Below are 11,652 nucleotides of genomic sequence, written 5' to 3'. Positions count from 1 at the left end.
TTTTTGTCCGAACAGCGTTCGGATTAATTTTACAATCTACCAATTAACAAAAATTCAGGCCGACTTGGTGGACGTTGCAAACTTAAGAAAATTGTAATTAAGTTGTAATACCAAATTGATAATTTACACTTTAAACAACCCATCTAATCCAGTTGGCGTACACTTACCCAATTGGGCAAAATCACCGGTATCACAGGCACCACTATTTTGTTGATAATTGCAAGGATTTATTTAAAGCACAATTTGTAACATTTCTTTTTTGTAAAAATGATGTAAAGCGAATGCAATCAGTTTGTGGTGTAGTTTCAACATTGTTTCGTTAAGATAGGGAGTGTGAAATCGTTTCACGCATTAACTTTTTATAGAAAGGTGGACCAGGCGTGATCATTAAAAAAGGGTGGCGGTTATTGTTAATGGCATTAGGGTGCTGCATCGCATTAACCGTAACAGTCAAAGCGTCAGCGGCTGTGCCAGATATTTCAGAATGGCAAGGTAAGTTGACCAGCACACAGGTCAAAAGTTTAAAGTCACAAGCAAATTTTGTGATTAATCGGGTGCAATATGGTGCTAGTTATGAGGATTTGTATCATTCAAGCAATGAAAAGTTGTACGTGCAGTACGGCATTCCATTCGGATCTTACGATTACTCAACTTTCACTAGTACCAGCACCGCGGTTACCGATGCGAAGAAGTTTTATGAACGTTCAAACAAGAATACGAGCTTTTACGTTTTAGACTTTGAAACGACATCGATGAGTAGTACTGCAGCCAACGCCGCCGTGAAGGCATGGTACAACGAAATGCGGAAGCTGACGAATAAGAAGTTGATTTTCTATTCATATCAATCATTTGCCACTACATACGCAAATACGGCGCGTCAAAGTTTTGATGCCCAGTGGATTGCTAATTATTCTTCTAAACCGACTATTTCATTTTCACTTTGGCAATATACGGATAGCTATTATTTATCATCACTAAATGAATACGTGGATAACAGCTTGTATACGAGTGGTTCAGTGACCACCTATCATCCGTTGAGTTGGTGGACGAGTACGGCGTCGGTTTCATCATTAAACAGCAGTAGCAGTAGCAGTAGTTCGACGACTTCCTACGCTTACAGTAGTTATACCAAGGGGCAACATGCCTACTTGAATGCATCTTCGTCGAAGTATTATGATGGGACGACCATTCCTAGTTCGGCCAAAAAGCAATACTACGAAATTACTGCGGTCAAATCAGTAACTTCTAGTCGCTCCAAACAAGCGGTTTATTTGAAAGGCTTGAACAAATGGGTCTTATCACAAGATGTCACCGGTTATTGGGTCGGTCAACACGGCAAATACACGTTGAAGACCAAGGCTAATTTGTATAGTGATGTCAACTTAACGAAGAAGACTGGTTCAACGTTAGCTAAGGGTTCAACACATATTGGGACCTTAGTTAAGAGTGGTAATTACTACCGCATCAAGTTTGCCGGTGGTTACGTGACTGGGAAAGTTTCCTTCACCGACCATGCTTACTATGAATCCGTCCCAAGTAGCAAGACCATCACGACTAAGACGGGCTTGTATTCGTATAAGAATACGACCTTTGAAAAGAAGAATCGTAAGACTTATTACCCAGCCGGGACTAAGATTACCGTTACTTCGATTGGTTCGCGGGCTGGCGGCTCACGGTATTTCAAGACGAGTGCGGGGACTTATGTTTCAGCATGGCATACGCAAGTTACAACCAACTAATCTCAAAAGAGTGGGCCAAAAGGTGGTTAGTTTGCGCGCATTAACGCGGAACAAACTGCCTCTTGGCGTACGGTTCGACAATAAAAATGATAAAAACAAAATTGGTGCTCGATGAAACTTAACTTTCATCAGGCACCAATTTTCGCGTTATGGGTTAGTTTCTTTACATTTTTTTAATGAAGCGTTTTTGAGTCTTCGTACAAACATAGCCCAAATGTTCATAAAAAGCATGAGCGGCTTCACGTTGACTGGCAGAGCTGAGCCGAATGGCGTGAATGTGTTGCTGACGAGCCTGAACTTCAATAGCCGTCATTAACTGCTGACCAATCCCGTGGTGTTGCCATGCCGGTAGCACGGCTAATGCCAAGACATTGTACAAGGGTTCAAAGTAAGTCGTGTCATAAGTTTCAACGTGAACGTAACCTTGAACTTGATCATGCTTGTCGGTCGCGACGAGCATGGTGTGTCCAGGGGCACCCAAGATGCGTTTGAGAGCAGCAGTTGTCTTTTCTAAGTCAAATGAATAACCTAATGCATCAGCATTCAATTTTTGAATGGCTGTCGCATCGGAAATTATGGCGGAACGAATCATGAAGTACCACTTCCTCGATAAGATTGAACTGATTATAGCACGACCGGTTGATGACTACAAAAAAAGCTGATTTCCTAAGAAATCAGCTTTTTGTATTAACCAAAATAGTAGTAAGCACCAACAATTGCCAGCCAAATCGTTAACCAAACAATCCCTGCACTCAAGTGATAATAGTACAAATGTGCTTTGAATTTCGTGAATTGGTCGGAACCGTTAATCGTAAATGGCAATTTAGTTGTATCTAGCAATTGCATGTAATCGTAGTTATGTTGTGGCCAAATCGCGCCAACCGTTTCTAAAATAACTAGCGCAATTAGGGCCATGATTGCCGCTGGGAACACCGCACTGGTATCGGTTGAAAACGCCGGCGCCACGATATTGCTATATAAAATCCAAAAAGCGTACAAGCCGAACAAGTATCCAATCACACGGGCAATGTGCGCGGTTAACACCTTTTTCTTTAAATCAGGCTGCTGCTTGAGTAATGCCTGAACAGCGCGATAGTTTAACGTGCCAAATTTATTTTGGCCGCGGCGCGGTTTCAAGTAATGATCATGTTGCAAGTAAACGAGTTGGGCCAGCGCTGATAGTAGGGCAACGACTGGAATCGCTAAGACCGCGACGATAATCAGAAATTCGATAACGTAGACCGGTTCCGTGCTAATGCTGACGGCGCGGCTGACCCAAGCCACGATAATGAATAAATCGAGTGCGAAGGTGCCCCAGATTTGACGAAGCCGATACTTTTTAAAGGTGCGCGTATCGGCTAACGTGAATGGTTGGTCGTTCGTTTTTTTGATGATCCAGTAGTCATAACTTTGACTTGGCCAAACTAACGGATAAATCATGAATAAGACGACACTGATAACCAGCAAGATGATACTGCTGATGACCGCCTTAGTAGGCATGATGAGTAAATCAAGTTTGGTTTCTAATAGGTAACAACTTACTAGCAAACAAATCAAACCAATGACGATGCTGGCCATGCTTAAGTAGTAGAACCACTTCCGCTTTGGCGTTTTGGCGGTAATCGTTTGGTTAGCCTGATGTTGCAACTTGTATTGCAACTGTGGCTTCTTCAAGTTGGTCGTCGCAACTAAGTACGGCTGTTTGAAGTTGGCGTAGGCACACCAACCGATGGCACCCAATAAAAGGGCTAAAAGAATGAGAACAATAATTAACATAGAAGTAAGTCCTTTATAATAAATTATAGTGTAACTTATGTATCCAGTTTAAAACTAATGACGCGGTGACCGCAAATATTACAGAAACCTTGAGATTTTCTTAAATTCTTTGTACATAATCACGAAAACGTTGTCAAAATTAATTTGGCGTGATTGCAAAATGACCGTGCGAACGGCGATCACAATCAGTGATGCGTTGGAAATCCCGATATTACGCGGTTGTGGCTGGAATAAGCAACTAGGTAATTTTAAATAAACGCAACAGTTAAGGCGGGGTGTTCAGGACATGAGTAACATAAGTGAGCGATGTATATCTGGAAAGGTTGAGGGTGAGCGGATAACATGAGGTGCTGGCAGTGTGCGACGAAACTTTGACATGACGATGAATTTTCGGTAAAGTAACGGTTACGAAATGAGGTGATAGCCATGACGATTAGTTATATCGTGGCTTGCTCAGCAGTAGATGGAAAAGGACGTTTTTCCGCAAATTAACAATTATTAGGAGCAGTTAAATGAAAAACGTCCAAAAACAAACACCATCACTATTATTGATTATTACATTAGTCGGTTTTCCACAAATCAGTGAATCGATTATTACGCCCATTTTACCAGCGCTCAGCCACTTGTTACGGGTCTCCGCCAGTCAGATTCAATTGACCATGAGCACGTACTTTGTTGCTTTTGCCATCGGGGTCTTAATTTTTGGCCAGCTCGCCGATCGCTTTGGTCGGCGACCAGCCATGCTTGGTGGCATCCTAGTCTATTTCATCGGCAATATTGGCCTATGGGCTAGTCCCAGTTTTGGCTGGTTGCTAGTCTTCCGACTGGTGCAAGCCTTTGGTGCCAGTGCTGGTTCCGTGGTGACCCAGACGATTATGCGTGAATGCTTTCATGGCGTGCATGGTGCTAAAGTCTTTGCCCAGACTAGTGCGGCATTAGCATTGGCTCCCGCGTTAGGCCCGTTAATTGGTGGCTATGTCCAGTTATGGTTTGGGCCGCGCCCGGTATTTGAAGTTTTGATTGCCATGGCAGTCATGATTGGGCTGTATGCCGGCTGGCGCTTACCAGAAACGCGGCAATTGACGACGGTAACGACGGTCAAGCAGTGGCCAATCATCCGGCAGTTATTGACTGATCGCGTGGTCTGGAGTTATGGCATCTTGATTGGTGGCATCAATGGGTGTTTGTTTAGTTATTATGCTGAAGCGCCGTTTATTTTTGAAACGCACTTTGGTTATACGGCCAGTCAATATGGTTGGTTAGGATTAGTCATGGCGGCGGCTAGCTTGTTAGGCGCGGTCACTGTAAATGCCTTATTAGCTCACAGCACGCCGCGACAATTAATTTTGGGTGGCTTAATATTGAGTTTGGTGGCTGCTGGTGGTATGGCGGTGGCGGCCAACTGCAATACTGCTATCGGTATGCTTGGTGGCATCTTTGTTTTCTTTTATGGGTTGAACATCGTGTTGCCGAATGCGTTAAATCGCGCGTTGAACGGGTATGAAGTCGTGATGGGCAGTGCCAGTGGCTGGTTCAGTCTTGGATATTACTTGCTCGTCAGCGCCCTGACGTATCTGATGAGTTGGTGGCACAATGGTCAGTTGGACTGTTTGCCACAATACATGGCGGTCGTGACGATTGCCATGTTGTTAAGTTATTGGTGGGGATTACGCCGTGAACGCGGTTAAACAAAAGATGCTTGCTTGAAGTTAGTTATTGCCCCAGTTTCCAAAAAATTAAGGCTATGAATTTGTGATGGAACATTTTCGATGGTGGTTGCTAATCCAAAGCTAGTCACTAATGACCGACTTTAAAGAAGAACCAACAAAAAATAATAACACGCGTAAAAGCCACTTGATGAATTTTTTCATCAGGTGGCTTTTATGCGTCGGGTCCGCAGCTAATTTTTTTGATGGGGCACAATTAGGACGTCAGTTTGCATGACACCAAATTCGCGCCACAGGACCTTATTAATCCGTTGACTCAACGTATAAATGGTCGTCGCAGTCATGGTCGGGGCCACCACGATGGTGACATCTAGCAAAATGAGGTTGCCATCGTAATGGGCTTGCAAATATTGGACGCCTTCGACTTGCTTGAAGGTCTCGATGCGCGCTTGATAACGCGCTTCCAAATAAGGGTCAAAATAATCGACTAAGTTCAAGCTGCTTTCGTGGCAAATCTTTAGGCCAGAATTTAAAATGTAAATACCGAGTAGGATACTGGCGATACTATCTAACCAGTAAACTTTTAATAACGTGGTGCCGATAATGGTGATGACGGTGACCAAACTTGTTAACGCATCGCTGAAAGTGTCGCGGCTGGCCGCAATTAAGGCGGCGTTTTTTAGACGACGGCTCCAATAATGATTGGCGCCCCACAAACCTAATAATGCTAAGCACGATACGCCCGCACCAATCGCTGCGGCAAAACTGGGGACGCTGAGTTGATGGGGCGTCAGCAAGGTTTGGAGCCCCTTGAAGATAATATCGGCGGCGATGCTGATCATTAATAGCCCAGCAATCAACGTGTAAATCGTTTCGAAGCGAAATCGTGATTGTTGGATGCGAGGGCCTAACGATTTTTGTTCGGCCGGTGAGATTGGCGCGCCCATCAGATCTTCATCGTGAGTGCGAGCCGCGATAAATAAGCCCATAATGAGCAGTCCGCTACTGAGAATGCCCGATAAGTTGTTGAAGGCATCGGCCCGCAACGTTTCAGAATGGCTGACGGTCGCAAAGTAGTATTCGATTAAAAACAGGAACAAATAAACCACATTATTGCCCCATAAATGATGGCGAGCCGTTTTCAAATTTTGTACGACCGTCGCTTGAATCGTCTGCCAGTCACTCGTTGTTGCTTTGCTCATAATCAGTTTTCTCCGCATTGGTTTATTCTTTATATTATAAAAATAATCGGCGGACGTCCGATGATTAAGCGCTTAGTAGGTTAAGCATTAAACAAACTCAGAATGGCACTATCAAAAAATGGGTCTTTTCAAATATTGGTGAACGTTAGTTGGTTGTAGCCGCAGTTGGCCGACCGTAATTCCATCGTCCTGGGACCGGTCCAAGCCTTTGAGCCTGAAAAGCAAGTCTCAAAAGACGTCCGTGGTGTAAACGGACAAAAAACGCCCGTTAACGCCACTTTCAGGACGATTCCATTACGGTCAGCCAACTGCTAAGTTACTGCTCGGTTTCCAAAAAAAATCGCGTATATGAATTTGTGATTAAACATTTTCGATGGCGGTTGCTAGAATTAAAAACTAACCACGAGTAACTGACTTTAAGATAGAACTTTCAAGTATGTCGTTGCATAGGTCCGGCAAAATACAGCCGAACTAACACCACTTGCACGGCAACTTCTATTGCTACTGACTGACAACTAAATTGATCAGGTAATGAGCCAGTGTGGTTTCATCCCGATGTGTTCGAAAAAAAACGGCGATTAATTTGTTATATTAGTCATACTGTTGTGTTCGGTTCGCAGATGGAAAATGGGATCGCAATTAAAATGCTTCTTTTAGCCGTGATAGTCTACATGACTGATTGTGGTAGCTTCGGTAAGGAGATTCACCGATGTTTAGAAAGAACCCAAAGGATAACCAAAAATGCTTTACTTACAAAAAGTAAGTGATATACTAAATTTACAAACTAAAAGTAAGGAAGTTGATACTCATGGAAAATCAATTCATTAATTTACAAAGCAAACGTCGGACAATTTACGCCTTAGGCAAGGACTTAACTCAAAGTAACGCCGATATCGTGGCCTTGATTGAAGCGGCGATTAAAAATGCGCCGTCTGCTTTCAATAACCAAACGGTCCGTGCCGTGATCTTGTTCAACCAATTTCACGACCAATTGTGGGACATGACCGCTGATCGGTTGAAGTCCGAAGTACCCACGGAAGCTGCTTATCAAAAGACCGTTGAAAAATTAAACGGTTTTAAAGCCGCTTATGGGACGGTGTTATATTTCACGGATACTGACGTTGTAAAACAAAATGAAGCTGATTTTCCATTATATGCGGCTAACTTTGCCGATTGGGCTGAACAAGCCCAAGGGAACGCTCAATTTAGTGTCTGGACAGCCTTAGCTGAAGACCAAATCGGGGCTAACTTACAACATTACAATCCCCTAATCGATGCCAAAGTTGCTGATGCTTACCAAATTCCCGCCAACTGGACGTTGCGCGCGGAAATGCCATTTGGGTCAATTGAAGCTGGCGCTGGTGACAAGGACTTCATGGCCGATGCTGACCGGTTTAAAATTTTTGAATAAATCTTATAATTAACAACTTATAAAAAGGCGTCGACATAACGGTTGGCGCCTTTTCGTATGTGGATTTGTAACTTGATTGTAACTAAGACATCAATATATTTATGTTACATTATTAGGTGGATAATATATTAATTTACTTTTACGCTAATCGAACACTTGAATTAGGTCGGGGAGGGCTAATTACTGCTGAATGCTGTCAGGCTACATAAGTTGCGATTGTAAAGGTACTGTAAAATTAATCCCATCAGTTGATGGCGGGTCTTCAGCAAGGTTGAGTTCGCAAGAGCCGACCCGTTTTGGTATGTTGGAATTGTTTTTTACATATTTTTTTGAATAGAAAGGTGAATGGCGCGTGAGATTAAAAAAGGGATGGGGAGTCGCCCTGGCGACAGCTGGTTTGGTGTGCGGTTTGGGTGCTGCAAAAAACGCTTCAGCAGCTGTGCCAGATATTTCTGAATGGCAAGGTAAGTTAACTAGCACACAAGTTAAGAGCTTAAAGAAGCAAGCGAGCTTTGTCATTAACCGGGTGCAGTATGGTTCCGGTTATATTGATAAGTACCATACTAGTAACGAAAGTTTATACGTAAAGTACGGCGTACCATTTGGTTCGTATGATTATTCAACATTTACGAGTACCGCTACGGCCAAACAAGAAGCGATTAATTTTTATAATCGCTCCAATAAAAATACGCGCTTTTATGTCTTAGACTTTGAAACCACTAACATGAGTTCAAGTGCGGCCAACGCGGCGGTTAAAGCGTGGTATACGGAAATGCGTAAGTTAACAAAGAAGCATTTGATTTTTTATTCCTATCAATCATTTGCGACGCAATACGCTAACAGTGAACGGGGCAAATTTGATGCGCAATGGATCGCTAATTATTCGAACCGGCCAACCGTGCCATTCTCATTGTGGCAATATTCTAGTACTTATTACTTATCATCATTAAATCTATATGTTGATAACAGTTTGTATGACAAAGCGACCGTGACTAATTATCATCCGCTGAGTTGGTGGACAAGCACGTCAAGTTCGACAACTAAGAAGACCACGACTACGACGGCGGCCAAACCAGCGGCCACAACAACTTCGACGAACAAGACGACCACGAGTACGCCGGCTAAAGTTAATTATGCGTTCAGCAAATACAGTGCCGGTCAAGATGCGTATTTAAAGGCGGGTGCCACGAACTATTACGGCGGTGAAGCTATTCCAAGTTCAGTGCGCGGTAAGATGTATGGTATCAGCCAAGTTAAGTCGGTTACCACGGCAGCTTCCAAGCAAGTTGTTTATTTAGTCGGCTTGAACAAATGGGTCTTAGCGCAAGATGTTGACGGCTATTGGCAAGTTGGTAAGCAAGGCACGTTCAAGTTACGTTTTAAAGCGAACATTTTCAACGACGTCAAGTTGAAGAACAAGTCTGGTCGCACGGTTGCCAAAAATGCCAGTGTTACCGGTAAAGTGGTGAAATCTGGGAAGTATTACCGGATCAAGATTGCTAACAACGGTGGTTACATCACCGCGAAAGTTTCGGAATCGGCCTTTACGCCGGTCAACTATGCTTACAGTAGTTATACCAAGGGCCAACACGCCTATTTATTGAAGTCGGCGACACATTATACCGATGGTTCGGCAATTCCAAATTCAGTTAAGCAAAAACATTACACGATTGGGGCCATCAACCATAATGTTGGGAGTCGTTCTAAAGAACAACTTTACTTACCAGCATTGCATAAGACGGTTTGGTCACAAGATGTTAACGGCTATTATGTTGGCCAACACGGTGGCTTTACGCTTAAGTGGCAGACCGCCAATGTCTTTACTGGCGCGGACTTGAAGACTAAAACTGGGAAGACGCTTAAAAAAGGCGAGTTCTTTAGTGGTAAGGTCGTCAAGTATGGGAATGTTTATCGCATCAAGTTAAATTCCGGCGGTTACATCTCAGCATCAGTTCAGGCGGTCGTTAATGCTTACCATGAAACCATGCCTGGTAGTAAGCAAGTCAAAACTAAGAACGCTTTATATGAATACAAATCAACTAGTTTTAAAAAGTCAACGCGTTCTAAGCACCATGCTAAAGGTGCCACGTTGAAAGTTAAAAAAGTTGGTAAGCGTAAAGATGGGACGCGGTACTTCCAGTTGAGTAATGGTCATTACATCACGGCTCGTAAATCATCAATCGCTAAATAATTTTTCACAAAATAAGCAATTGGGCACATGCTCAGTTGCTTATTTTTTTATAATTCAGGTCCGAAAAAGTAAATTTAGTTCGCCTGCGCAACTAGTTAGGCGTATGCTAAAATAGAAGTTAGAATTGGGTATGGAGGCGCGGAAATGCAAAAACAAGTAACGATTATTGGTAGTGGAATTGTGGGAGCGGTGACCGCTTACTACTTAAGTTCAGATCCAACGTTGAATGTCACGATTTACGACGAAGGCATCGGCCAAGCAACCAAAAATTCGGCCGGCATTATCTCGCCATGGCTCTCCAAACGGCGCAATCAGCGCTGGTATAACTTAGCTAAGTCCGGGGCGGCGCTCTATCCTGAAATTGTCGCAGATACCCAAATGGGTTATTCCGTTTATCAACAAGCTGGGACAATTGTCACGCGTGAAAATCCTGATGACTTGCAAGCTTTGTATGACTTAGCGGTGGCCCGCAAGCAACAAGCCCCGCAAATTGGTCAGATTGAGAAGTTGACCGCTGAACAAGTGCAAGACCGCATTCCGTTGTTGACCAATCCGCAACCAGGGGTGTTCGTCAGTGGCGGTGCCCGGGTCGATGGCGACAAATTCGCCCATAATTTATTGAAGTATTGTGAAAAACGCAATTTGGTTCGCCATAAAGGTAAAGTTGCCTTAGGGGACCAAGGACAATTGCTAACACCGCACGGTCAACAAAACTATGATACGTTGATTTTGGCCGTCGGGGCGTGGTTGAAGCCCCTCTTATTGCCGATGAAAATTGTTGCCGATGTACGACCACAAAAAGGGCAACTGATTGAATTACAGTTGCCAGAGTCGTGGGGCGATGATGTACCCGTGTTAATGCCAGAAGGTGAACGCGACTTTATTCCGTTTACTCGCAGTAAACTCGTTGTTGGTGCGACCCATGAAAATGACATGGGCTACGATTTGCAAGTTTCCGACCTCGTGGAAGCCGACTTGTTTGCTAGCGGGCGCAAACTCGATGCGAACTTAACTAAGGACCAAATTACTCAAGTTAAGGTCGGTACCCGGGCCTATACCCGCGACTTTGCGCCGTTCTTCGGCCCGTTACCAGACAACCCGCATATTTTAGTCGCCAGTGGTCTGGGTTCATCGGGGTTGACGACTGGCCCAATGATTGGCAAGTTGTTAGCCGAATACGTGCAAACCGGGCGGCATGACTGGGATGACTATGCGTTATCCGTTGACCATTACTTGTCACCGGCGGAATGATCATTCAAATGCAACCCTTGTTGGGCCAGTTGATGGGCCCCGTGATTGTCACTTTCGGGAATCCACTGCGTAATGACCACTTGGCATTGATCTTGTAAGGCCAATAAGGTCGCGAGCTCGACTGAAAAACTTTTACTGTAAGCTTTATCGACACTTTCTGCAACAATTTGACTGTCGGTGTAAAAAAAGACAGCTTGTTGCGTTCCGAAAGTGTCGATTAGTATTTTAAACCCGGCAATGGCCGCTAAGAATTCCGCGGTATGATTGTCACTAGCGGGCAAAATTTGTTTGAACTGGTGTTGGTGGCCATCGTTAATAATTAAGATTCCAGCACCACTTTGGTCGTTGACGGCCGTGGTCGCCGCATCGGTGTATAATTGCATAATAATTAAGCTCCAAACGAAAGGATTTTGAA

The 11,652-nt window shown here is 43.9% G+C and carries 9 protein-coding genes; 5 read left to right on the top strand and 4 right to left on the bottom strand.

Annotated features, from left to right (window positions below; translation table 11 throughout):
- Window positions 1-380 precede the first annotated feature (380 nt).
- Window positions 381-1,739, top strand: a complete 1,359-nt coding sequence (locus DY78_RS08940; RefSeq protein WP_024624974.1) for a GH25 family lysozyme — start codon at window positions 381-383, stop codon at window positions 1,737-1,739.
- Between the two features lie 163 nt (window positions 1,740-1,902).
- Here the strand turns inward: DY78_RS08940 and DY78_RS08935 are convergent, their stop codons facing one another.
- Together DY78_RS08935 and DY78_RS08930 are read right to left on the bottom strand one after the other, a co-directional pair.
- Window positions 1,903-2,331 (bottom strand): GNAT family N-acetyltransferase, encoded by a 429-nt coding sequence (locus tag DY78_RS08935; protein WP_024624975.1) that lies wholly within the window; start codon window positions 2,329-2,331, stop codon window positions 1,903-1,905.
- A gap of 95 nt (window positions 2,332-2,426) precedes the next feature.
- On the bottom strand, window positions 2,427-3,515 hold the full coding sequence (locus DY78_RS08930; RefSeq protein ID WP_024624976.1) for a hypothetical protein: 1,089 nt from the start codon (window positions 3,513-3,515) through the stop codon (window positions 2,427-2,429).
- A 512-nt stretch (window positions 3,516-4,027) separates the two neighbouring features.
- Between DY78_RS08930 and DY78_RS08925 the strand changes: the two genes are divergently transcribed.
- Window positions 4,028-5,203 (top strand): multidrug effflux MFS transporter, encoded by a 1,176-nt coding sequence (locus DY78_RS08925; RefSeq protein ID WP_024624977.1) that lies wholly within the window; start codon window positions 4,028-4,030, stop codon window positions 5,201-5,203.
- Window positions 5,204-5,415: 212 nt separating this feature from the next.
- On the opposite strand, the gene DY78_RS08920 is transcribed toward DY78_RS08925, so the two are convergent.
- Window positions 5,416-6,384, bottom strand: a complete 969-nt coding sequence (locus tag DY78_RS08920; protein WP_024624978.1) for a cation diffusion facilitator family transporter — start codon at window positions 6,382-6,384, stop codon at window positions 5,416-5,418.
- A gap of 808 nt (window positions 6,385-7,192) precedes the next feature.
- On the opposite strand from DY78_RS08920, the gene DY78_RS08915 reads away from it, so the two are divergent.
- From DY78_RS08915 to DY78_RS08905, 3 genes are all read left to right on the top strand, one after another.
- Window positions 7,193-7,795 carry a nitroreductase family protein gene (locus tag DY78_RS08915; protein ID WP_024624979.1) on the top strand — a complete coding sequence of 201 codons (603 nt, stop codon included), beginning with the start codon at window positions 7,193-7,195 and terminating at the stop codon, window positions 7,793-7,795.
- Between the two features lie 352 nt (window positions 7,796-8,147).
- The gene (locus DY78_RS08910; protein ID WP_024624980.1) at window positions 8,148-9,986 is read left to right on the top strand and encodes a DUF5776 domain-containing protein; all 1,839 of its coding nucleotides are present in this window, start codon (window positions 8,148-8,150) and stop codon (window positions 9,984-9,986) included.
- Window positions 9,987-10,130: 144 nt separating this feature from the next.
- Entirely contained in the window at window positions 10,131-11,237 is a 1,107-nt protein-coding gene (locus tag DY78_RS08905; RefSeq protein WP_024624981.1) for an NAD(P)/FAD-dependent oxidoreductase, read from the top strand.
- Here the strand turns inward: DY78_RS08905 and DY78_RS08900 are convergent.
- A complete protein-coding gene (locus DY78_RS08900) occupies window positions 11,216-11,620 on the bottom strand; it encodes an RNase H family protein (RefSeq protein ID WP_024624982.1) in 405 nt (134 codons plus the stop codon). The genes DY78_RS08905 and DY78_RS08900 overlap by 22 nt on opposite strands.
- Between the last annotated feature and the right edge of the window lie 32 nt (window positions 11,621-11,652).

It is taken from the genome of Lactiplantibacillus fabifermentans DSM 21115, from assembly GCF_000498955.2.
GTDB lineage: Bacteria > Bacillota > Bacilli > Lactobacillales > Lactobacillaceae > Lactiplantibacillus > Lactiplantibacillus fabifermentans.
Note: the sequence above shows the minus strand (reverse complement) of the source record. Positions and strands in the feature narration are given on the sequence as shown.